19 protein-coding genes are annotated in these 23,694 nt (G+C 33.5%); 8 read left to right on the top strand and 11 right to left on the bottom strand.

The annotated features are described in order from the left end of the window. Window positions 1–10: 10 nt before the first annotated feature. Window positions 11–955, top strand: coding sequence for a transketolase family protein (locus D1003_RS00995; protein ID WP_153935363.1), 945 nt, complete (start codon window positions 11–13; stop codon window positions 953–955). Window positions 956–1,431: 476 nt separating this feature from the next. On the opposite strand, the gene gpmI is transcribed toward D1003_RS00995, so the two are convergent. Next, window positions 1,432–2,961, bottom strand: a complete 1,530-nt coding sequence (gpmI, locus tag D1003_RS00990; protein WP_153935362.1) for a 2,3-bisphosphoglycerate-independent phosphoglycerate mutase — start codon at window positions 2,959–2,961, stop codon at window positions 1,432–1,434. Between the two features lie 106 nt (window positions 2,962–3,067). Here gpmI and D1003_RS00985 point away from each other — a divergent pair, with 106 nt between their 5' ends. The 4 genes from D1003_RS00985 (at window position 3,068) to D1003_RS00970 (ending at window position 8,211) form a co-directional block, all read left to right on the top strand. After that, on the top strand, window positions 3,068–3,760 hold the full coding sequence (locus D1003_RS00985) for a DUF6624 domain-containing protein (protein WP_153935361.1): 693 nt from the start codon (window positions 3,068–3,070) through the stop codon (window positions 3,758–3,760). Window positions 3,761–3,880: 120 nt separating this feature from the next. After that, complete coding sequence (locus tag D1003_RS00980; RefSeq protein ID WP_153935360.1) at window positions 3,881–4,429, top strand: hypothetical protein; 549 nt, start codon at window positions 3,881–3,883, stop codon at window positions 4,427–4,429. 102 nt (window positions 4,430–4,531) lie between these two features. Continuing rightward, a complete protein-coding gene (gene ggt, locus D1003_RS00975; protein WP_153935359.1) occupies window positions 4,532–6,220 on the top strand; it encodes a gamma-glutamyltransferase in 1,689 nt (562 codons plus the stop codon). Between the two features lie 173 nt (window positions 6,221–6,393). Further along, entirely contained in the window at window positions 6,394–8,211 is a 1,818-nt protein-coding gene (locus D1003_RS00970; protein WP_153935358.1) for a metallophosphoesterase, read from the top strand. 102 nt (window positions 8,212–8,313) lie between these two features. Here D1003_RS00970 and D1003_RS00965 read toward each other — a convergent pair whose 3' ends face one another. Next, window positions 8,314–8,940: a lysoplasmalogenase gene (locus D1003_RS00965; RefSeq protein WP_153935357.1), complete on the bottom strand. Its 627-nt coding sequence runs from the start codon at window positions 8,938–8,940 to the stop codon at window positions 8,314–8,316. A gap of 10 nt (window positions 8,941–8,950) precedes the next feature. Continuing rightward, a complete protein-coding gene (locus tag D1003_RS00960; RefSeq protein ID WP_153935356.1) occupies window positions 8,951–10,627 on the bottom strand; it encodes a formate--tetrahydrofolate ligase in 1,677 nt (558 codons plus the stop codon). Between the two features lie 259 nt (window positions 10,628–10,886). Between D1003_RS00960 and rplS the strand changes: the two genes are divergently transcribed. Beyond that, a complete protein-coding gene (rplS, locus tag D1003_RS00955; RefSeq protein WP_004919056.1) occupies window positions 10,887–11,243 on the top strand; it encodes a 50S ribosomal protein L19 in 357 nt (118 codons plus the stop codon). Between the two features lie 267 nt (window positions 11,244–11,510). On the opposite strand, the gene D1003_RS00950 is transcribed toward rplS, so the two are convergent. Together D1003_RS00950 and pncA are read right to left on the bottom strand one after the other, a co-directional pair. Further along, complete coding sequence (locus D1003_RS00950; protein WP_153935355.1) at window positions 11,511–12,248, bottom strand: hypothetical protein; 738 nt, start codon at window positions 12,246–12,248, stop codon at window positions 11,511–11,513. Window positions 12,249–12,397: 149 nt separating this feature from the next. Then, complete coding sequence (gene pncA / locus D1003_RS00945; RefSeq protein ID WP_153935354.1) at window positions 12,398–13,003, bottom strand: bifunctional nicotinamidase/pyrazinamidase; 606 nt, start codon at window positions 13,001–13,003, stop codon at window positions 12,398–12,400. Between the two features lie 160 nt (window positions 13,004–13,163). Here pncA and hisS point away from each other — a divergent pair, with 160 nt between their 5' ends. Beyond that, a complete protein-coding gene (gene hisS, locus D1003_RS00940) occupies window positions 13,164–14,513 on the top strand; it encodes a histidine--tRNA ligase (protein WP_153935353.1) in 1,350 nt (449 codons plus the stop codon). Window positions 14,514–14,536: 23 nt separating this feature from the next. Then, window positions 14,537–15,412, top strand: coding sequence for a GTPase Era (gene era / locus D1003_RS00935; protein ID WP_153935352.1), 876 nt, complete (start codon window positions 14,537–14,539; stop codon window positions 15,410–15,412). Window positions 15,413–15,475: 63 nt separating this feature from the next. Here the strand turns inward: era and D1003_RS00930 are convergent, their stop codons facing one another. The 6 genes from D1003_RS00930 to D1003_RS00905 form a co-directional block, all read right to left on the bottom strand. Continuing rightward, window positions 15,476–16,429: a PhoH family protein gene (locus D1003_RS00930; protein WP_153935351.1), complete on the bottom strand. Its 954-nt coding sequence runs from the start codon at window positions 16,427–16,429 to the stop codon at window positions 15,476–15,478. An 18-nt stretch (window positions 16,430–16,447) separates the two neighbouring features. Next, window positions 16,448–17,293 (bottom strand): glycosyltransferase family 2 protein, encoded by an 846-nt coding sequence (locus D1003_RS00925; RefSeq protein WP_153935350.1) that lies wholly within the window; start codon window positions 17,291–17,293, stop codon window positions 16,448–16,450. A 43-nt stretch (window positions 17,294–17,336) separates the two neighbouring features. Next, window positions 17,337–18,017, bottom strand: a complete 681-nt coding sequence (locus D1003_RS00920) for an outer membrane beta-barrel protein (protein WP_153935349.1) — start codon at window positions 18,015–18,017, stop codon at window positions 17,337–17,339. Between the two features lie 76 nt (window positions 18,018–18,093). Next, a complete protein-coding gene (locus D1003_RS00915) occupies window positions 18,094–18,798 on the bottom strand; it encodes a porin family protein (RefSeq protein WP_153935348.1) in 705 nt (234 codons plus the stop codon). Window positions 18,799–18,878: 80 nt separating this feature from the next. After that, on the bottom strand, window positions 18,879–21,686 hold the full coding sequence (polA, locus tag D1003_RS00910; RefSeq protein WP_153935347.1) for a DNA polymerase I: 2,808 nt from the start codon (window positions 21,684–21,686) through the stop codon (window positions 18,879–18,881). 54 nt (window positions 21,687–21,740) lie between these two features. Beyond that, window positions 21,741–23,694, bottom strand: a 1,954-nt coding sequence (locus D1003_RS00905) for an ATP-dependent helicase (RefSeq protein WP_260393265.1), incomplete at its 5' end; no start/stop codon positions are given.

Here is a 23,694-nt window from a genome sequence, read left to right as displayed (position 1 = left end):
AAAAGAAATAATGAAATATACTTATACCGAAAAAAAAGATACAAGAAGTGGCTTTGGTGCTGGACTAGCAGAACTCGCTGACAAAAACCCTAATGTAGTAGCACTTTGTGCCGACCTTATCGGCTCTCTAAAAATGGAAAAGTTTATAGAGAAAGCTCCAGAAAGATTTTTCCAAGTGGGCATCGCCGAAGCGAATATGATAGGCATCGCTGCAGGGCTTAGCATCAATGGTAAAATACCTTTTACGGGTACTTTTGCTAACTTTTCTACTTCTAGAGTTTACGACCAAATTCGCCAATCTGTAGCCTACTCTGGTAAGAATGTTAAGATATGTGCATCTCACGCAGGGCTTACCTTAGGAGAAGACGGTGCAACCCACCAAGTGCTAGAAGATATTGGTATGATGAAAATGTTGCCAGGTATGGTAGTTATCAACCCGTGCGACTATAACCAAACCAAAGCGGCTACCATTGCCATTGCAGACTACGATGGTCCTGTCTATTTAAGATTCGGTAGACCTGCTGTACCTGTATTTATGCCAGAAGATATGCCTTTTGAAATTGGTAAAGGGATTTTGTTACAAGAAGGTAAAGATGTAACCATTGTAGCAACAGGACATTTGGTTTGGGAGTCTCTAGTAGCTGCAGAAGAACTAGAAAAAGAAGGTATCTCTTGTGAGGTTATAAATATCCACACAATTAAACCTTTGGACGAGGAAATTATTTTAAACTCTGTAAAGAAAACAGGAAAGATTGTAACGGCAGAAGAACACAACTACCTTGGAGGACTTGGCGAGTCTGTAGCAGGACTACTTGCAAGAAAGCACCCTACAAGACAAGAATTTGTTGCCGTAAATGATACTTTCGGTGAGTCTGCTACACCAGCCGAGCTGATGAAAAAATACGGAATAGATGCAGAAGCAGTGAAAAAGGCAGTAAAAAAGCTAATGCAGTAAACTACCCTCTTTTACTAGATTTACCTTATTGAAAATAGACTGCCCCAAAAGGCAGTCTATTTTTAGTTTCTATACCAAACCAAAGACCACCTTATTTTTGAGGTGGTCTTTTAGAATTAAAGCTAAAAAACTGAGTTCGATTAATAATTTTGAGTAAAAAAAGAGAAATAGTTATATAATATATTTAAATTATTTGCATTCAAATATTTAATAACTATTTCTCATGATTAACTTTGATAAAATCACAGATATTTTTTGTACTGTTGATGAATTTTGTTCTGAACCTAATCAATTAAGAAAACAACTAATTGGTATTGTTTTATTAATTGAACTTAGGTTTTCATGGTTTGATAACGACAGAAGACCATGTAGAAATTATGAGTTTCTGATGAAAAACTCAGAAAATAGGGGCCAAATTATCTGCCATAAACTTTTTACTCAATAAAATTTAAACAGGGTCTAATATAGTAAACGGGTTAAGAAAGAATCACATTACCTGTCATTGCTCTAGGCTTCTCTATATTCATCACTTTTAAGATACTTGGGGCAATATCTCCCAATTTACCTGAAGTTAATTTCCATACCTTGTTTTTATCCATAACAATAAAAGGAACTAAGTTTGTAGAATGTTGTGTGTTAGGACTACCGTCAGGATTTATCATAACATCAGAGTTTCCGTGGTCAGCTAGTATAAATACGGTATAACCATTTTCGTAAGCCGTAGTAGCTACTTTTTCTATACATTTATCTACGGTTTCGGCTGCTTTTACCGCTGCTTCAAAAACTCCTGTGTGCCCTACCATATCAGTATTAGCAAAGTTAAGACAAACGAAATCCGCCGTTTTATTCTCTAGTTCAGGTACAATTTTGTTGGTAATATCATAAGCAGACATTTCTGGTTTAAGGTCGTAGGTAGCCACCTCTTTAGGGCTCGGGCATAAGATTCTTTTTTCATCATTAAATTCCTTCTCTCTACCGCCTGAAAAAAAGAAAGTTACATGAGGATACTTCTCTGTTTCTGCTACTCTTATCTGTGATTTTCCGCTTCGCTCTAAGACTTCTCCTAGAGTATCGCTTAAAACCTCTTCATCAAAAACCACCTTTACCTCTTTAAAATCTTTATCATAATTGGTAAGTGTGATGTAATGGAGTTTTAGTGGTGTCATACCAAAATCAGGAAATGCTTTCTGAGAAAGAACTTCGGTAATTTCTCTACCTCTATCGGTTCTAAAATTAAAGCAGAACACTACATCATCATTTTCTATCTTTGCAATCGGATTTCCGAGTTCATCTACACAAAGAATAGGCTTCAAAAATTCATCAGAAACGCCTTCTTGATAAAATTTTTCTATGCTTTCTATTGCATTTTTGCTAGGTTCTCCTATTGCATTCACCATCACATCATAAGCCAATTTCACCCTTTCCCATCTGCGGTCTCTATCCATTGCATAGTATCTCCCCACAACACTAGCGAGTTTTCCTGTCGTACTTTGCATATGCTCTATAAGCTCTTTTATAAAACCTTTTCCTGAATGTGGATCGCAATCCCTACCGTCTGTAAAGGCGTGTACAAAAACATTATCTTTTAATCCAAAATCACTCGCAGCAGACAATAATCCTTTTAAATGGTTGATATGAGAGTGAACCCCACCATTAGATACTAAACCAATAAAATGTACTTTTTTACCGTTTTCTTTAGCATAATTAAAAGCCTCTAAAATAGCCTTTTCTTGACCTAAGGTTTTATTTTCCACCGCCATATTGAGCTTTACCAAATTCTGATAAACCACCCTTCCTGCTCCTAAATTCATATGACCTACTTCAGAGTTTCCCATTTGTCCGTCTGGTAGTCCCACGGCTAAGCCGCTAGCTTCTAATGTGGTATTGGGAAATTTACTGTAACAGCTATCCATAAATGGTGTATGTGCTTGGGCAATTGCAGAAACTTTATCATCTGTACCTAATCCCCAACCGTCTAATATCGCTAAGAGTACTTTTTTTGACATAATATTGTATTTTCCTACAAAATTACAAATTAAAACTTTTATGATAAGATATGTTTAATTAAAAAAAGTATTTGCTATTATTGTACCAAAAATTCCACATACGTATATGAAACGTTTTTCATTAATTTTAACCTTACTATTATTAACTTCTTGTTCTGTAACACAAAAGCAAAAAGAAAATCTTAAAAATGAACTATCTCTAATTTTAAAGTCCGACCAAGAATTAAGAGAACTTTTTACACCTGATTTGAAACCTGAAAGGAAAAGTGAAATCCTAAAATCCTATAATATTTCTGAAGATAAATTTCAAAAATTAGGTTGGAATTTAACCACAAAAAATGATAGCGTAAATTTAATCAAAGTTGAAAAAATAATAAAGAAATACGGCTATCCAGGAAAAAAACTTGTAGGAGAAAAATTAAATACTGCGGCTTGGTATGTAATTCAACACTCAAAACTACCTGTAATTGAGAAATATTATCCATTAATGATAAAAGCAAGTGAAAATGGAGATTTAGGAAAACAACATATTGCGATGATGAAAGACAGAATGCTAATGTATCAAGGAAAAGAACAAATTTACGGAACTCAAGGTGCAGGAAGACTGTTTATAAATCCTGAGACTAAAAAAGAAGAGTGGGTAAATTTTATTTGGCCAATTAAAAATCCTGAAAATGTTAATGAATTAAGAAAATCAATGAATATAAAAACATCTATAGAAGATTACGCTAAATCTATGGGAATAGATTATTCTAAAAAATATACATTAGATGAAATAGAAAAACTCACAAAAAAATAAAGGTGTAACAACTAATATAGTTTTGTAAAAGATAGCCATATTTTATTCCGAAAAAATATTTCACTTCCACTAATTGGTTTGTTTACTTGTTATGTGTAATTTTATCCCAACATTTTAAAGATGCAACTAATTAAGAAAGTAAAAATTAAAAAATCGGAAAAATTACATTACAAAATATTACTCATAATAATCTATCCTTTTCTGTTAATTTTAGGTTTAATTGTAATGTTATTTGCTGGACTAATTTCTTTATTTCAAAAAAAATCAATAGAAGAAAATTCAACTAAAAATAGTTCCGAAGAGTGGCTTTTTTTTGCGGAGTATAAAAATGTGAGAATATTAAAAAAATATCTCAATGAAATTCGATTTGGACCTGAATATTTTGAACTAAAATCTGAGCCTAAAAATATAGATTTTAAAAATAAAATTTTTGGAGATTGGTTCTATAAAAATAAAAATATGATTTTTTTGCAACAATGGAACTCTACTGATAAACCGAATACAAATTTATTGGTATTTGATGCTGAAAAAAATGTATTAAAAATAGTTAAAGAAAATATTGATTCTGTATTATGGGAGGCTAAAAATGAAAATGAAGAAAATTTTAATTTAGTTTGCAATACAGGATATGAAATAAATACATATCGAGAAAAGAAAAACTATACATAATATTTGTATTTACAAAACTAATTCGTTTAATTTGGCATTATTAAACTCTAACAAAATGATTTGGTAGAACTAAAAAGCTCCCCATAAATATCCAATTAAAATATGAAAAAGATAAAATTTGTAGTATTTACATTATGGTCTGTGGTAATTTCTGCCCAATTTACAGACTATGATATAGTAAAAGAAGTTAAAACTCATAATAAAAGTGTGGTGGTTTCGGCTCACCCTCTTGCCAGTGAAGCAGGTGCTTTAGTATTAAGAAAAGGCGGTAATGCCTTTGATGCTGCTATTGCTACACAGTATGCTTTGGCTGTGGTTTATCCTCAGGCAGGTAACATAGGTGGTGGTGGTTTTTTAGTAGCGGTAAAATCTAACGGAGAAAAAATAGCCATAGACTTTAGAGAAACCGCACCAGCCAAGGCACATAGAGATATGTACTTGGATAAAAAAGAGGTTGCCAGTACAGATTTATCACAAAACGGACGATTGGCGGTAGGAATACCAGGCTCGGTAGCAGGGTTCTATGAAACTCTAAAATACGCTTCTCTCCCAATGGAGGTGCTGATACAACCTGCCATAGATTTAGCGGAAAAAGGCTTTGCTATCACGGAAAAAGAAGCCAATCTACTTAATGAATGTCAAAAAGATTTTGTAAAACATAATAAAAACTCCATTGTTTTCGTAAAAGAGCAACCTTGGAAGGCAGGAGATGTATTGGTACAAAAAGACCTAGCAGAAACACTTAAGAGAATACAAAAATTTGGTAAAAAAGGCTTCTACGAAGGTAAAACAGCTCAACTGATAGTTGAAGAAATGAAGAGAGGTAACGGTATTATTAGTTTAGAAGATTTAAAAAATTATCAAGTTAAAAATCGTAAACCTTTAACTTTTGATTACAAAGGACACCAAGTAGTTTCTATGCCCTTACCGTCAAGTGGTGGGATATTGTTAGCTCAGATGTTGAAAATGTCGGCTTATGAAAATCTTGCTCAATATCAATATGCCTCTCCAGAAGCAGTTCAGATTATGGTAGAAGCAGAACGCCGTGCCTATGCAGACAGAGCAGAATATATGGGCGACCCAGATTTTATTGAGGATAAAACGGAAATGCTACTTTCAGATGCCTATCTTAAGAAACGCTGGGCGTCGTTTAATATGTCTAAAGCAACGCCTAGTGCAGAGGTTGGTAAGATAGTTAATCCTAATCAAGAAAGTACCCAAACGACCCATATTTCTATTTTAGATAAAGAAGGAAATGCGGTTTCTGTAACTACGACGCTTAATGGATACTATGGTAGCAAAGTGGTAGTTTCTGGTGCTGGTTTCTTTTTAAATAACGAGATGGACGATTTCTCCATTAAACCTGGTGTTCCTAACTTATTTGGAGCAGTAGGTGGAGAAGCTAACGCTATTAAAGCTGGTAAAAGAATGTTGTCTTCTATGACGCCAAGTATTTTATTAAAAGATAATAAGCCTGTAATGGTGGTGGGAACGCCTGGTGGAACTACGATACCGACTTCTATATTTCAAGCCATTGTAAATGTTGTAGATTTTAAATTAAGTCCAAACTTAGCGATTAACTTGCCGAAGTTCCATCATCAATGGCTACCAGAAAATATCGCAATTGAAAAGAATTTCTCTAAAGCTACAATAAAATCTTTAGAACAAAAAGGCTATACCTTTAAAGAACGGGGAAGTATTGGTAAAACAGAAATTATTCTGAAGGATGAAAATGGTAATATCACTGCCGTAGCCGATAGCAGAGGTGACGATGCCGTAGCTGTGGAGTAAATTATAATTATACTTTAGCTTATACAACGACTGTCTTATTAAGGCAGTCGTTTTCTTATTATAAATTTAGACTGATAACTGTATAGGTAGATTTAATCTTTTTTTAAAATATATTTCATATTCTGTTTAAAAGTAAATGCTTACTTGCACCCGTAAAATTAAAATAAATAAACATGAAAAAAATTAAATTACTATTAGGTTTATTAACTTTATGTATAGCTTCTGATGAAGCCTACTCTCAAATAGACAAGTATTCAATACCTTCTGTAACAGAGTATTTTTTATCTTTTGGAGACGACAGAGTGTTAAGACCAAATACAACACCTTTTAGCATCAATATGGTACTCAATGGAGACCCAAAAACAAGATTAGGATTTTGTTGGTTTACAAATGATATTGCGGAGAATGAAAATAGCGTTGTACAAATTATCGCAAAATCTAATGCTAAAGAAGAAGATTTTGTAAATCCAATTGAATTTAATGCTTTAGGAGAAAAGGTTAGTTTAAACTATCTTAATGCTAAAAAAAATGAAATGGTATCTGATTATCTAAATTTTGCATTTCCGAAGTATGTTGGCGTTCCAAATCCTGAAACAAGGGAATATATCTCTCATAAAGCTTTGGCGGAAAATCTTGCTCCAGATACAGAATATTCTTTCAGAGTAGGTAAGCCTGGAGCTTGGAGTAGTATAGGTTCTTTCCGAACAGCTCCTAATACTTCCTCTTTTACATTTAATTATACTACAGATACTCAAGCTAACACCCCTATGATGTTTGATGTATCTCAATATACTGTGACTAAAGCTATGGAAATGTTTCCTAATGCAAGGTTTAATCTAAATACAGGTGATTTTATAGAGACTTCGTCCACCTCTACTACAAAATCTTCTTCTTCTGAGTGGGAATGGGAAAGATGGTTTGCCACTATGCAAAATCATTGGATGAAAATACCTATAGTTCCTGTGTTGGGAAATCATGATGTAAGTATAGTAGATAAAAACTTTTTTCGCCACTTTAATACTGATGATTCTTACAATAAAGAAAATCCTAGTTTTGCAACAAAGATAGATGGTACTAATTACTCTTTTGTTTATGGAAATGCTTTGTTCATTATTCTTAATTACGAAGAATATAGAACGCCAAGCTACCTAGACCACCTGGGCAATTGGATTAGTGAACAAGTTGCTAAATATCCAAATGTAAAATGGCGTTTTTTAGCATCGCACAGAAATATATACACAGGTGCTAGTCATCACGACAAGGCAGATTTGAAAACCATTAGAGAGGCAATGATTTCTTACATAGATAAAAATGATATTGATTTCTATTTTCAAGGGCACGGCCATGTTTATGAAGTTATAGGTCCTGTTTATGATAAGAAGTTAGTACCTAATGCGGTTACTGATATTAAAGAAGTTTCTGGAGGTACAAGGGCTAATATGACAGGGAAAGAAGGCGGCACCTATAATGTTCAAAAAGGTACTGTATATATGGTAAATAATTCTGCGGGAGTAAAAAAATATTCACCTAAAACAGAAGCCGAAATGAAATCTTTTGAGAGTGTAACAGGGGTACCAGATTATTTCAGCTTGTTTACGGGTAGATTGGGACAAACTGATGAACCTACTTTTAGCAATGTAGTGGTAACAGACGAAAGTATGAAAATTACCACCTATGCCGTAAATGAAAAAGGAGAAGCCTATCTTTTTGATGAAATAAAAGTTATAAAACAAGATGATACCTTAGGAACAGACACTGTTTCAAAATCAGGCAAATCAGATATTTCGGTATATCCTGTACCTGTTACCGATGTTTTAAATATCAATGCAGAAAATGTGCATCAAGCTGATGTTTATGGCTTAGATGGTAAGCTAATATTGAGTACGAATACCAATAAAATAGATGTTAGAAACCTGAACAGAGGAGTGTATGTAGTTAGAGTGATACAGACCAATGGAGCAACCTCAAACCATAAGATAATTGTGAAATAAAAATAATCTATTTCTAACAAATGAAAAAAAGCAGAGTTGCATTTACTACAACTCTACTTTTTACTTTAAGAACGGCATTAAGTTTTAGGCATTTAGATGCTTTTAGTTTCCACTAGTTTTATAAATACCATAAGCTAAACATACTTGAGCTATAATGTAAGTTACCATTACCGCAAGACCTTTGTACACATTATATTCAAAGAAAATAGAATGAGCGAGAATAGTATCGGATATTACAAAAAACAAAGCTCCTAACTTAATATATTTACTATTGATATATAGAGCAAAATAAAACATCACCGATATAGCAGAAGCATACACAATTACAGGAGTTTTCATATCACCTAAATGACTCCAAAACAAGCTAATAAACGAAACTAGATAAACAGCTATCGGTAATAATTTCACTAAAGAAAATCTAGGTGGGATTATTCTATAAAAGCAAATAATATAGAAAATATGGGCTAATAAAAAACTAGCTAGCCCATACAAAAAACCCGAATCTTTCAGTAAGAAAATATCACCTAAAAAACTAAAAAACAGTCCTGTTAAAAAAAGTTTATTATTTCTTAACGATTCCAATTTATTAAGCTGATAATAAATTAAAGCGATTGTGGGAATTAGTAATGGTTTACTATATATTCTTATCCCTATTTTATCAAAATAGATTCCTAATAAATCCATAATGAAAACAATACTCAATAGTATGATATAGACTGTTTTTTTCATTTTTTAATTATTAGCTAAGTCCTGTAATTACGCCATTATCATCTATATCCATTCCTTCGGCAGCAGGAATACTAGGCAACCCTGGCATACGCATAGTAGTCCCAAGCAACGGAATTACAAATCCTGCTCCAGCAGCAAATTCAAACTCTCTTACTGTAACTTCAAAATTTTCGGGTCTGCCAATTTTAGAATCAGTGTCACTAAGAGATTTCGGTGTTTTTACCATACAAACAGGAAGCCCTGAAAGTCCTAAAGATTCTATCTTTTTCAATTGAGTTTTAGCTTTGGAAGTATAGGCAACAGATGATGCACCATAGATTTCTGTGGCTATTTTCTCTATTTTTTCTGGTATGGTTTCTGTGTAAGCATAAAGCGGCTTGAAATGACAACTATTACTTTCTGCTAGTTCAGCAACCACTTTAGCTAATTCTTTCGTACCTTCTCCACCTTGTATAAATCCATAGGAAACCACGGCTTCTATGCCCTTCTCTTTACATTTTTCTTTAATAAAATTTATTTCCTCCTCGCTATCTGTATCAAAATGATTGATAGCTACCACAGGTTTCAATCCAAATTTCATTACATTCTCCAAATGTTTTTCTAAATTACCTATCCCTTTTTTCACAAAATCTAGATTAGGTGTACCATACTCTTCCTTTTTAGCTCCTCCGTGGTGCCTCAAAGCCCTTATCGTAGCTACTACCACTACCGCATCAGGTTTTAGCCCCGCAGAAACACATTTAATATTAAGAAATTTTTCCGCTCCTAAATCTGCTCCAAAACCGGCTTCAGTCACGGTATAATCTGCTAAAGAAAGCCCCATTTTAGTTGCTAAAACAGAATTAGTACCTTGTGCTATACTCGCAAACGGACCACCGTGTAAAATAGCAGGATTGCCTTCTAGAGTTTGCACTAGATTAGGTTTTATAGCATCTTTTAGAAGGATAGCCATTGCCCCTACAATATTTAAATCTCTAGCATAGATTGGTCTTTTATCATAAGTACTTCCTACATAGATGTTTCCTAAACGCTTTTTGAGATCCGAGAAATTTTCAGCTAAACAAAGAATAGCCATAACTTCAGAAGCAGGCGTTATATTGAAGCCATCTTCTCTAGGAATACCATTTGCAGAGCCTCCAAGTCCAATTACTATTTGTCTTAAAGCTCTATCGTTCATATCCATTACTCTTTTCCAAACCACCATTCTAGGGTCTATATTAAGCGAGCGAGATGCGTTTTGAATATTATTATCAATAGCTGCTGCCAATAGATTATTTGCTTTTTCTATGGCAGAAAAATCACCTGTAAAATGTAGGTTAATGTCCTCCATTGGAATCACTTGGGAATAACCACCACCTGTAGCTCCACCTTTAATTCCAAAAACAGGACCTAAAGACGGCTCTCTTAATACTGCTATAGTTTTTTTTCCAATTTTATTAAGTCCCTCGGTAAGTCCTATACTTACGGTAGTTTTACCTTCTCCTGCTGGTGTAGGTGTAATTGCAGTCACAAGAATAAGTTTAGATGTTCCTATTTTACTTTCGTCAATTAAAGATAACGGAAGTTTAGCTTTATACTTTCCGTATAGTTCTAAATCATCTTCTGGAATGTTAACCTTTGCAGCAATTTCTTTTATCGGTAATATTTTTGCACCTTGTGCTATTTCTAAATCTGATGGAAAGCTCATAATACCTAGTTTTTAACAATTTAACTAAACCCAAATTTACTAAAACCTAAAGCAATTGGAAAATTATTAAAACTATATTTTATCATTGTTTTGTAAATTTTCAAATACTTTCTATTAAATTTACCATTGACTCCACGATAATTTTTTCTCATAAAAATTAGGTTGATTAAAAAAAATATTTTAATTTTGCCGACTGTTAATCAACCTCTGACGAGAGCCGTGTATGTTGTTTGGCATAAACTTATTTTATTTATTAAAAATGGATTTAATTAAGTACGTACAAGACAAGTACATTACAAAGAAAGAATTCCCTGAATTCAAAGCAGGTGATACCATCACTGTTTACTACGAAATTAAAGAAGGTCAAAAAACAAGAACTCAGTTCTTTAAAGGAGTTGTTATCCAACTAAGAGGAACTGGAGCTACTAAGACTTTCACTATCAGAAAAATGAGTGGTGATGTGGGGGTAGAAAGAGTTTTCCCTATCAATATGCCTGCTCTACAAAAAATCACAGTAGACAGAAGAGGTAGCGTAAGAAGAGCTAGAATCTACTACTTCCGTGACCTTAGAGGTAAGAAAGCTAGAATTAAAGATAAGCCTTATATTGCTAAATAATTTAGGCTTTACTAGAAGATTTAAACCTAAATCCCTCTTAATTATTAGAGGGATTTTTTTATTTATACACCATTTCATAACTTTGTAGAATATATATCGGAGTTGGTAAAGCCATCACTATCTAATGAAAAATCAGAAGTACTTTACTTTATATTATTATTGGTCTTCTTCTAACGGAAAAAGCATCTGCTACTAAATATTCCTGCTTTTCAATTTAACACCTCTACCTCTCTCCGCCTTTTGCAAATGCTATGCTAGCAGACGTTCCTATTTTTCATACAAGATTAAATCAATTTTATTTTTGTTAATTTCAATAATTCCTATTTTTTCAGGATATGTGAAAATTATTTTTTGTCTCTTAGAACTCTCTTTTTCAATCAAGGGATTTGATTTTAAAACAATCTTTTTTGTCAAATCTAAAATGGTAATAAACTTACCATTTTGAATTTTTGAAATTGTAGTTTTTTCTTCTTTAGAACTTGTGATAATAGAATAAAGTTCATTATTACTGATAAAACTTGATATAATTGATATTCCTATAGAATCTACAAGTTTTTTTGTTCCTTGGTTTGATCTACATTCATATTCTCTTGTTACAACTCCCGAATTGTATTCAGATTTAGGAATTGTTTTTAATTCCGTCATTTCTTTTGGATTTTTTATTTCAATAATATCAGAATAACCAATCATATGATTAAGATTATTAGAAATATAATAAATGTTATCTATCTTGTCTACGGAAACAGGACAGGTGGAAATAGCACCATAAATTTTCTTTGTTTTTTTATCTTGGAAGTAAATACTCCCTCCCCATTCTCCTGCACAACTTCTCCAAACTTCAAACTTTTCATCTTCATAAATTTTACCTGAATTTTTAGTTCCAATTTTCAGTTCTTCGGTTGGATTTGTATTAACTTTTTTCACGTTTAGAATCAATTCACTTTGCTTTTCACAACCTAAAATTGTAAAAATCATTAACAGTTGTATTAAGTGTGATTTTTTCATAAAATAGAGCCTTATTTTTTTGACATTTTATTTTATTAAAATTGGATTTTCGGTCTCCTGATTATAAAAAAGAAACTTATCAGTTTTTTCACTTTTGTTGATATGAAAAAATCCTCATAATTACTTCTAATACTTCTAGGATTTTATTTCTATCCTAAAATAGTAACACCATTTTCTAGCATTTCGTAGATGGCATCTCTTCCGTTTTCGGGTTTTACATTTACAGCACGTGTGCCGTTAAAATGGAGGCAGGTTAAAAAACCTTCTCTCACAGCATCTAGACAAGTATACTTAACACAATAATCCAATGCTAAGCCTGCAATTTCTACTAATTGTATATCGTGTTTCTTGAGATAGTCGGCTAAACCTGTTTTCATAAAGTGATTATTGTCTTGGAACGCACTATAACTATCTATTTCGGAGTTTTTACCTTTCTTTACAATATAATCTACTTTGCTAGTATCTAGGTCTTTATGGAATTCTGAACCAAAAGAATTTTCAATACAATGATCTGGCCACATAAATTGTGGTACACCGTTTAGTGATATAGTTTCTCCAACTTTTTTACCATTATTAGAGGCAAATGACTTGTGATTTGCAGGATGCCAGTCTTGTGTGAAAATTATTTTATCGTACTGATTTTCTTCAATTAAAAGGTTGATGTAAGGGATAATTTCATTAGCGTTTGGTACAGCTAAAGCTCCTCCTTCGCAGAAATCATTCTGAACATCTACTACAATAAGTGCTTTTTTCATCTTTTAAATTTTTTATAATTTCATTACGAAACAAATTTTTCGCCAAATTAAAATTACTGACAAATAGACAGGTTTATAACTTTTGTATTTGGTATTAAATATTTCAATATTGCAGACAACTTATTTTTCCGTACTTTTGTTGTGTTAAAATAAAAAGTTTATGAAACCCAGTTTAGCAAAGGGAACAAGAGATTTTTCGGCATTAGAAGTTTATCGTAGAAGATATATTATTAGTGTTTTACAAAAGAATTTCGAATTATTTGGTTTTTCTCCATTAGAAACGCCTAGTTTTGAAAATCTGTCAACTCTTACAGGGAAATATGGAGAGGAAGGAGATAGGCTTATTTTTAAAATTTTGAATTCTGGAGATTATTTAGATAAAATATCAGAACAAGATTTAATGGAAAAAGACCATAAAAAACTTACTCCTAGAGTGTCTGATAAAGCATTAAGGTATGACCTTACTGTTCCTTTTGCGAGATTTGTGGCTATGAATCACGGTCAGCTTGTATTTCCGTATAAGCGATACCAAATTCAACCTGTATGGCGTGCTGATAGACCACAGAAAGGACGTTTTAGAGAATTTTATCAGTGCGATGCTGATGTGGTGGGTAGTGAAAGTCTTTGGCAAGAGGTAGAGTTGGTTCAGCTTTATTTAAAAGCTTTTACGGAACTTAATTTAGATGTAAAAATCCATATCAATAATAGAAAAATACTTTCAGGATTAGCCATTTACGCAGGGATAGCAGAACAACTGGTAGATTTTACTGTAACTTTGGACAAGCTAGATAAAATAGGGAAAGAAGGTGTTGTTGAGGAGCTTAAAAGTAAAGATATACCTAATGAAGCGATAGAAAAATTAGAGTTTCTATTCAACCCATTGGAAGATAATTTAGAATACCTATTAGCTCTTAAGGAGCGTTTTTCTGATATAGAAATAGGGTTGAAAGGTGTTGAAGAAGTGGAGTTTGTGATTAAACAATGCCTTGCTTTGGGTGTTTCTCCAAAGGTACTTCAATTTGATATTACTCTAGCAAGAGGGCTAGATTATTATACAGGAGCTATCTTTGAAGTTAAATCTAATGAGGTACAATTGGGCTCCATTGGTGGTGGTGGTAGATATGATAACCTAACAGAAGTTTTTGGAGTTAAAAATATTCCTGGAATAGGGATTTCTTTTGGTTTAGATAGAATTTATTTAGTTTTAGAAGAGCTAAATCGTTTTCCACAAGAGGTATCTCGAAATGTACAATATCTTTTTGCTAATTATGGCGAGCAGGAGGCTTTTCAAGCTATAGATATTATACAGAAATTGAGAGCTAAAGGTATTTCCTCAGAACTTTATCCAGAAGCTGCCAAGTTGAAAAAACAATTTACTTATGCGGAGAAAAAAGGGATTCCATATATTGCATTTGTAGGGGAAGAAGAAATTAAAAATAAAGAGATTTCTATTAAAAATCTAGCGACAGGAGAGCAAAATAAAGTAACTCTAGAGGATTTTTTATCATAAAACAAATAGGTTAAAATTAACATATGCACAAAGCAGGATTCGTAAATATCGTAGGAAAACCCAATGCAGGTAAATCCACTCTTCTTAATCAATTGATGGGAGAGAAACTAGCGATAGTAACTAAAAAAGCTCAAACCACAAGACATAGAATATTCGGGATTTATAATGAGCCTGATTTGCAAATTGTTTTTTCCGATACTCCAGGAGTGTTAGACCCAAAATATGGACTTCAGGAAAAGATGATGGATTTTGTGAAAGATTCTCTACAAGATGCAGATGTCTTTCTTTTTATAATAGATGTAACAGACAAAGAGGCTCCTTCAGAATTTCTTGTAGAAAAGTTGAATAAAATTCCTGTTCCTGTACTTATCCTTATCAATAAGATAGACCAAACCAATCAAGAGGAATTAGAGAAATCAATGCATTTTTGGCACGAACAAATACCTAAGGCGGAAATACTGCCTATATCTGCACTAGAAGGATTTAATACAGATATTATTTTACCGAAACTGAAATCTTTACTTCCTGAAAATCCACCATATTACGATAAGGAACAATTTACGGATAAATCTGAACGTTTTTTTGTAAATGAAGCCATTAGAGAAAAAATCTTGCTCAATTATGAAAAAGAAATTCCTTACTCTGTAGAGGTGGTTACAGAAATGTTTAAAGAAAAAGAAGGCATTATTTTTATAGACTCTATCATCTATGTGGAAAGAGATAGCCAAAAAGGTATTTTAATAGGACACAAAGGCGAAGCTATAAAAAAGGTAGGCACACAGGCAAGACTTGATTTAGAAAAGTTTTTTGATAAAAAAATCCACCTTAATCTTTTTGTAAAAGTTAGAAAAGATTGGCGTAAAAATGAAAGAGATTTAAAGAGTTTTGGTTATAGATAAATTTAAATTTAAAAGCCGCTTCAGAAATTGAGACGGCTTTTATTTTTTATGAAGTTCTAGTTTCTATTGCTTTGTCTTTTTTTCTTCCTCATTATAAGCAGAAATTATCTTTTTAACTACAGGGTGCCTTACTACGTCAGCTTCATTGAGATATACAAAACCTATTTCCTTAATATTTTCTAGGATATGCATAGCCTCTTTCAATCCCGATTTTTGCTTGTATGGTAAATCTACTTGTGTAGGGTCACCTGTGATTATAAATTTAGCATTCATTCCCATTCTTGTTAAAAACATTTTCATTTGGGCATGAGTTGTATTTTGTGCTTCGTCTAAAATTACAAAAGCATCGTCCAAAGTTCGCCCTCTCATAAAAGCTAATGGAGCTACTTCTATCACTTTTTTTTCAATAAATCCTTCTAGCTTTTCGTGTGGTATCATATCTCGCAAAGCATCATAAAGCGGTTGTAGATATGGGTCTAGCTTCTCCTTTAAATCTCCAGGTAGAAAACCAAGACTCTCCCCTGCTTCCACCGCAGGGCGTGTGAGGATAATTCGTCTTACTTGTTTTTCCTTTAAAGCTCTTACCGCTAAAGCTACGCTGGTATAAGTTTTTCCTGTTCCCGCAGGACCTATGGCAAATACCATATCTTTTGTTTCGGTTTCCTTTACAAGTTTTTTGAGGTTAGTGGTTTTAGCTTTAATGATTTTCCCTTGAACTCCTTTCACGATAATATCTTGATCAAAGACCAGTTGTTTTTCTTTTTCATCTTTTATCATCAAAATACTTTCTACATCTTTAATGGTAATAGTATTATGTTTAGTGATAAATTTTACAATATCGTCCAATTTTTCTTTTAAAACCTCCAAAGTTTCGGGATTTCCCATAGCAAATATAAAATGGTCTCTCCCTGTTATTTTAAGGGTAGGAAATGAAGATTTTATCAGATTAAAAAACTGATTTTGAACTCCGTAAAAGGTTTTAATTTCTATTCCTGAAATTTCGTAAGTTAATTCCATATATACTAAGTGATAGATTTATTGTCTGTTAAATATTTTTTGTAGAGGATTTCTCAACTTTCTGATGAATTTAATTTCTTCCTGAGTTAATTGTAAGGGCTCATTTTGGGATAGAAAACTCTTCATCGTTATAAAAAATTCTGAAAAAGAACGATTTTTAAAAGACGACTTCGCAGATGATATTATTGCTAAAGGCAAATTAAGTCCGATATTGTAAAAATATTCTCCCAACTTTTCAGCTTTTTGAGATTTGTACTTATAAGCTGTGGGTCTTAAGTGTTTTACCCAAATATTTTTAATAGTAGCTACTTCATAGCCATTCATTTGAGTTAGCATTACATCTATATTATCCCAACCCAATACAGAGCGAAGTCCATTCATTGCGAGAAAACAGTCCTTTCGGTAAGATTTTATAGGACCTCTGATGTGATTTCTTGAGGATAAATTTTCATAAACCCATTCTCCCTTATCGTTTTGAATGTACACCAGCCCAGAGACCATACCTGCTTTAGGATTTTCTGTATAGATTTTATTGATGTTTTCTAAATACTGCGGCGGAAAAATAACATCAGCATCAAATTTACAAATAACATCAAAATCAGCTAAAGAAACTTCCTCTAAACCTTGATAAAAAGTTTGGACGACCTTTGCTCCAGGTTGATGAAAAGAAGCGTCTAAATTTTTGAGTTTAAAAGAAGTATTTTTTTTAATAAAATTTTCTACTAATTCTTTTGTTTTATCCGTAGAGCCATCATTTACAACAATGCAGTCAAAATTTTGATAAGCCTGTTTTGCTAAAGAGTTTAGACATAGCAAAATACTATCTTCTTCATTATGTGCTGGTATGATGATAAGGAATCTCAAATTGGTTTAACTATAAAAATTCTTAGCAAATATAAAGATTCCTCTAAAAATAAACACCTCCTCCTATTTGAATTATAGATTGATTAAAGTTTAAAGAATTATTAAATGTATTTATGGAAGCTACTTTATGTAGTCCAAAGTGATAACTCATATCTATAAAATAGTTTTTGGATACATTAACCGTTATTCCTGTTTGAGCCTTTATATTGAATAAATTGATATTATTCTTTATTTCATTAGTTTTAATATCCTTACCTTCTTCAGATGGTTTTCCTTCAATAGATTTTAGATAGTTCTCTTTATATCTTCCAAATATAATCAATGACGGTTGCAACCCTCCATAAATCCTAACACGATTAGTCTGTATTCCTATATTGGTTTCTATTGCAATTTGGTAAACAGCAATTTTGAGTAATGCATTGCGGTATTTTTCTAAATCATTAGGAAATTTAGTTTTAATAAAATAAGTAGAATTTTTTACTGTACCTCCTGTTTCAGAAAATTTGATTCTAGCGTCTAAAAAATATTTGTCAGATATATTGTAGTTTTTGGTAAATCCAATAAAATATCCCAACTTTCTTCCTGAAATTAATTTTAAAGAGGTTGCACCATCAAAATTAACAGATATATTAGAAAGACTAACTCCTGCAACAAGATTTCTGTTTTGTTCCGAAATTTGGGTATTGAGTGTACAACTAAACAATAAAATAATAAGCAATCTCATTACAGAACTTATAAAGAGTAAAAAGGTTGCCTCAGTAAAAAGGCAACCCTAAAACTATTTAGATATAACTACAAAATTAGAACTTATATCCTAAGCCAATTTGGAAGTATCTTTGTCTAAGTTTCGCAAAATCTGTATAGTTTTTATTAAGCGAAGATACACCACAGTTATATCTTGCATCTATAAACACATTCTTGGTAAACATATATTCGGCCCCCAAATGTAACCCAAAGTTTGTAGCTGCTAACTCTGATTTTATTGTATCGTCTAATTTGATTTCGCTATCAGCCTCAATAGTCTTTTTAACATCTGCTCCGTCAGCTTCAATTTTAGTACTTACTCCAGCATTGAAATTAACTGAAAAACCTCCTAATACAGAAAATTTATCAAATGAATATTTTAAAGAAACAGGCACTGCTATCTGATTCATTGAAATTGTAGCCGAAGCTTTCTTCACTTTTGCTATGTCTGCACTAGAAAAGTCAGCATCTAAAAGTTCCCCTACTTGAGCCGTTTTAATTTTATTAATATCAACCGTTAATTTAGCACCTACATTGCTATAAAGAACTTCACCTTGTAAACTAAGGTTCTTTCCAAAACCATATTCCACAAAACCACCTGCATTAAATCCAGACTTATTACCTAGAAGTATTTTAACACTAGTTGCTGGAGTGCTTAGACTTACATTAGATAAGTTGTAACCAGCCTTCAAACCGTATTTAACTTGAGCATTTAACCCTCCGAAAAGTGCAATCGCACCAGCTAATAAAACTTTTTTCATTTTCACTAAAATTTAATTATTTATATCGTGCAAAGATAATTTTAATTTCTTATTAAGCAAATAATTTTTATCAGTTCGTATCAATGCGCTTCTAGCCAATTATCTCCTACCCCAACCTCTGTAAGTAATGGTACTTTGGTGGAATAAGCTGTTTCCATTTCTTGTTTTATTAAAGTAGTTGCAACCTCTATCTCTTCATTGGGGACCTCAAATACCAATTCATCGTGTACCTGCAAAAGCATTTTGGTTTTTAATCCTTGGGCTTTTATTTCAGAATCTATTTTTATCATTGCCAATTTTATAATATCGGCTGCACTACCTTGTATTGGGGCGTTTACGGCATTTCTTTCTGCGTGTCCTCTCACTACAAAATTGTTAGAGTTTATATCTTTAAGGTGTCTTTTTCTTCCCATTATAGTTTCCACATAGCCTTTCTTTCTAGCCATTTGAACTTGCTCTATCATAAAGGCTTTTAGCTTTGGATAAGTTTCGTAGTAGGAATCTATAAGCTGTTTGGCATCAGTTCTAGAAAGACCTGTTTGGTCTGCTAAAGCGAAAGCGCTTTGCCCATAAATAATACCAAAATTAACCGTTTTAGCTTGGCTTCTTTGAATCTTAGACACTTCATTCAAAGGAACATCGAATAATTTGGAAGCCGTAGAAGCGTGAATATCTTGTCCTTCCTGAAATGCCTTTATCATTGTTTCCTCTCCAGAAATTTCTGCAATAAGACGAAGCTCTATTTGAGAATAGTCGGCTGAAACAATTTTAGACCCTTTGGAAGCTACAAAAGCACCTCTCACCTGTTGTCCTCGTTCCGTTCTTATAGGGATATTCTGTAAATTAGGATTATTACTAGCCAGTCTTCCTGTAGCGGCTACCGTTTGGGCAAAGCTGGTATGTACCCTGCCATCTATTGGACTGATTTGATTTGGCAAAGCATCTATATAAGTAGATTTTAGCTTTTGTAATTGGCGATATTCCAAAATTAACTTGATAATCTCGTGTTTATGAGAAAGTTTTTGTAAAACATCTTCCGAAGTGGAATACTGTCCTGTTTTCGTCTTCTTAGCTTTAGGGTCTAATTTTAATTTTTCAAATAGTATATCCCCTAACTGTTTAGGAGAGTTAATATTAAACTCTTCTCCCGCCTGTTCAAATATTTGTCCTTCTAAAATCTTTAAATCTTGCTCCAAGCTAATACTTTCATCTTTTAGCCATTCTTTATCCAAAGCTACACCAGCAAGTTCCATTTTAGCTAAGACCTTGACTAAAGGCATTTCTATCTTATAAAACACCTCTTCTACCTCTTCTTTTTTTAGTTGAGGCGAAAAAATTTCGTACAACTGAAAGGTAATATCTGCATCTTCTGCGGCGTATTGTGTTTGTGTTGGCAGGTCAATTTCTCGTAATGTTTTTTGCCCTTTTCCTTTTTTGCCAATTAAAGTTTCTAATGCTATAGGCTTATAGTTAAGGTACATTTCCGAAAGGTAGTCCATACCGTGTCTGCCATCGGGATTGAGCAGGTAGTGAGCAATCATTGTGTCAAATAAATTGCCTTTAACCTCTATGTCGTAGTTTAGGAGAACTTTGTAGTCGTATTTTAAATTATGAGCAATTTTTAAGATGCTTTCTTTTTCAAAAAACGGACGAAAACGCTCTACAATAACTTGTGCCTCCGCTCTATTTTCAGGGATTGGAACATAATAAGCCAAGCCTTTTTTATAACTAAAACTAATGCCTATAAGTTCTGCTTCCATCTCATCTAAAGAGGTGGTTTCTGTATCAAAACAAACCGCTTTTTGTTTCAATAGATTTTGTAAGAGCAAAAGCTGACCTTTCTCTGTATTTATATATTGGTAGAGGTGCTCTCGGTCTTCTATAGTATGTTTGGTAGTTGTAGCCTGTTCTAACGCTTCAAAATCTGAAAATAAATCTAACTGTACTGGCGACTGAACAGAATCTTTATCCGATTTTTTTTCCTCTACTGATTTTTCAGTAGAGAAGGCTTTGTAAAGATTTTCGTACAATCTTCGGAATTCTATCTCTTCAAAAATTTGTTTTACCTCTTCAAAGTTAGGTGTTTCTAAATCGTATTCCTCTTGATGAAACTCTATGGGAGCATCACAAAGTATGGTGGCTAGTTTTTTTGACATTAGACCACGCTCTGCAGAGGCTTCCACCTTTTCTTTTAATTTACCTTTAAGCTGATGAGTATTGGCTAGAAGATTTTCCATAGAGCCATACTCCTTGATGAATTTTTTTGCAGTCTTCTCTCCCACTCCTTCAAGCCCAGGGATATTATCCACCGAATCACCCATCATTCCTAGATAATCTATAATCTGCTTAGGGTTTTCTATTTCGTATTTTTCTAAAACTTCCTTTACACCTAAGATTTCAACATCGCCACCTTTTAATCCTGGTTTATAGATTTTTATATGCTCTGTAACGAGTTGTGCAAAATCTTTATCTGGCGTTACCATAAACACCTCGTAACCTTGCTTCTCTGCCTTGCCTGCAATAGTACCTATAACATCATCTGCCTCGTAGCCCTCTACTCCTAAAATTGGGATATGCATTGCCTTTAAAATACGATGAATGTAAGGCACCGCAATTTTTATAGCCTCTGGAGTTTCGGCTCTGTTGGCTTTATAGTCAGAAAAATCTTCGTGTCTTACATTTTGCCTTCCCACATCAAAAACGACTGCCAAATGCGTAGGGCGTTCCTTTTTAATTAACTCAATAAGAAAGTTCGTAAAACCATAGATAGCGGAAGTGTCTAATCCACCAGTGGTAAGTCTAGGATTTCTGATAAAGGCATAGTAGCCTCTAAAAATCATTGCGTAGGCATCTACAAGATACAGTTTTTTATCGGTGTTCTCAGTCATAGAGCAAAGATAAACAAAATCTTTTTTCTAATAGTTGAGATTTCCTACTAAATCTTAGAGCTTCTCTAGTCTAGCAAACTTTAAAATCAAGTTTTTTTCGCCTTCGTGTTCAAAGCGAACTTTTGCTTTAATGTTGGTAGCATCAGTTCCATCAATAAAAATAACTTCTCCCATACCAAACCTGTCGTGTCTTACTCTATCGCCTACTTGTATATCTTGCGTTGTTCCACCAACAGGATTGTTAATTTTAGCTGATGCTAACGGTTTTAGTTTTTTAGGTTCTTTGGGCTGAAAACTCGTTTCTGTACGATTGATGGTTTTCTTAGGTTCTTTCTTTTTAAAAGTGATTGGAGCTGATGGGGTATCATCAAAAATATTAGATTTAATCCCTGAATGATTTACAAAACGCCTTTCCATACTTGCATTAAGGAAGTCTAAATATTGAGCATCTATTTCGCTAAGAAATCTGCTCGGCTCCGAGTCTGTAATTTTTCCCCATTGGAAACGAGAAACCGCATAAGAAAGATAGGCTTGTTTTTCGGCACGAGTTAAAGCTACATAGAAGAGTCTTCGCTCCTCCTCCAATTCTTCTCGGGAGCTACTGCTCATAAAACTCGGGAACAGGTTTTCCTCTAACCCCACGAGGTGTACCACAGGAAACTCTAGCCCTTTGGAAAGGTGTATCGTCATCAGAGAAACCATATCCTCACTGCCGTCTGGCTTGTCTTGAGTATCCGCCGAAAGGGCAATGTTTTCTAAAAAGTTAGAAAGACTAGCATCACCTTCTTCAAGTTGTTGCTGCTCCTCAATGAACCCTTGCATTGAGTTCATCAATTCTTGTATGTTTTCTAACCTAGAAATTCCTTCTGGAGTTTGGTCGTCTTTTAGGTTTTTGATGAGCCCACTTCTTTTAGCTACCTCCATTGCAACGGTATAAGCATTTTCGGTTTTAAGCATCACTTGGAATGCCTTTATCATTTGCCAAAAATCATTTAGCTTATTGAGAGCCGAATTATTAAGCCCTAATCTAGGTGTGTGAAATGGTAAATCTGATAGAACTTGAGCTAAAGATAACCCTTGCCCATCTGCGTAAACAATAAGTTTATTTTGTGTGGTTTCGCCTATGCCTCTCACGGGATAGTTGATGATTCTTGTGAGTGCCTCGGCATCGTTTTCGTTTACCAAAAGTCTTAGATAGGCTAGTAAGTCTTTAACCTCTTTCCTTTGATAAAAGGACAATCCGCCATAGACACGGTATGGAATATTTTTTCGTCTTAAAGCATCTTCAAAAGCTCTGGTTTGAGAGTTTGTTCTATATAAAATAGCAAACTCATTGAACATTCTTTGTTGAGAGTTGTGCAGTTCCCAAATGTTGGCGGCAACAAAGTTGGCTTCGTCGGCATCTGAAAGTGAACGGTAAACTTTAAGTTTTTCGCCTTCTTCATTGGCACTAAATACATTCTTTTTGAACTGTTGCTGGTTTTTAGCAATCACCACATTAGCAGCATTTACAATATTCTGTGTAGAACGGTAGTTTTGCTCTAGTGAAACCGTTACGGCATCTGGATAATCTTTTTTAAAGTTCAGAATGTTATGAATATTAGCTCCTCTAAAAGAGTAAATAGATTGGGCATCATCTCCCACGACACAGATATTCTCAAATTTGGAGGCTAACGCCTTTACAATAAGATATTGAGAATGGTTGGTATCTTGATACTCATCTACTAAAATGTATCTAAATCTGTTTTGATATTTTGCAAGAACTTCGGGGAAACGCGTGAGAAGTTCGTTGGTTCTCAAAAGCAAGTCATCAAAATCCATCGCTCCGTTTTTAAAACAAACTTCCACATATTTCTGATAAATTTGCCCAATGAGTTTCATATTTGCTCGGGCATCGTTTTCCATAAGTTCAGGATTGTTATAGTAAGCCCTTACGGTGATGAGATTGTTTTTGTATTGAGAGATTCTGGCTTGTACTTTTTTAGGCTTGTATAAATCTGAATCTATA

The organism is Riemerella anatipestifer, assembly GCF_009663465.1.
Taxonomy (GTDB): Bacteria; Bacteroidota; Bacteroidia; order Flavobacteriales; family Weeksellaceae; genus Riemerella; species Riemerella anatipestifer_C.
Note: the sequence above shows the minus strand (reverse complement) of the source record. Positions and strands in the feature narration are given on the sequence as shown.

Bases quoted from the DNA above. Each gene is read 5' to 3' on its own strand.
- polA (WP_153935347.1), bottom strand. From the start codon at position 21,686: ATGACTGAGAACACCGATAAAAAACTGTATCTTGTAGATGCCTACGCA.
- D1003_RS00995 (WP_153935363.1), top strand. From the start codon at position 11: ATGAAATATACTTATACCGAAAAAAAAGATACAAGAAGTGGCTTTGGT.
- D1003_RS00950 (WP_153935355.1), bottom strand. From the start codon at position 12,248: ATGAAAAAATCACACTTAATACAACTGTTAATGATTTTTACAATTTTA.
- D1003_RS00965 (WP_153935357.1), bottom strand. From the start codon at position 8,940: ATGAAAAAAACAGTCTATATCATACTATTGAGTATTGTTTTCATTATG.
- D1003_RS00915 (WP_153935348.1), bottom strand. From the start codon at position 18,798: ATGAAAAAAGTTTTATTAGCTGGTGCGATTGCACTTTTCGGAGGGTTA.
- ggt (WP_153935359.1), top strand. From the start codon at position 4,532: ATGAAAAAGATAAAATTTGTAGTATTTACATTATGGTCTGTGGTAATT.
- gpmI (WP_153935362.1), bottom strand. From the start codon at position 2,961: ATGTCAAAAAAAGTACTCTTAGCGATATTAGACGGTTGGGGATTAGGT.
- D1003_RS00985 (WP_153935361.1), top strand. From the start codon at position 3,068: ATGAAACGTTTTTCATTAATTTTAACCTTACTATTATTAACTTCTTGT.
- era (WP_153935352.1), top strand. From the start codon at position 14,537: ATGCACAAAGCAGGATTCGTAAATATCGTAGGAAAACCCAATGCAGGT.
- hisS (WP_153935353.1), top strand. From the start codon at position 13,164: ATGAAACCCAGTTTAGCAAAGGGAACAAGAGATTTTTCGGCATTAGAA.
- rplS (WP_004919056.1), top strand. From the start codon at position 10,887: ATGGATTTAATTAAGTACGTACAAGACAAGTACATTACAAAGAAAGAA.
- D1003_RS00920 (WP_153935349.1), bottom strand. From the start codon at position 18,017: ATGAGATTGCTTATTATTTTATTGTTTAGTTGTACACTCAATACCCAA.
- D1003_RS00970 (WP_153935358.1), top strand. From the start codon at position 6,394: ATGAAAAAAATTAAATTACTATTAGGTTTATTAACTTTATGTATAGCT.
- pncA (WP_153935354.1), bottom strand. From the start codon at position 13,003: ATGAAAAAAGCACTTATTGTAGTAGATGTTCAGAATGATTTCTGCGAA.
- D1003_RS00980 (WP_153935360.1), top strand. From the start codon at position 3,881: ATGCAACTAATTAAGAAAGTAAAAATTAAAAAATCGGAAAAATTACAT.
- D1003_RS00960 (WP_153935356.1), bottom strand. From the start codon at position 10,627: ATGAGCTTTCCATCAGATTTAGAAATAGCACAAGGTGCAAAAATATTA.
- D1003_RS00930 (WP_153935351.1), bottom strand. From the start codon at position 16,429: ATGGAATTAACTTACGAAATTTCAGGAATAGAAATTAAAACCTTTTAC.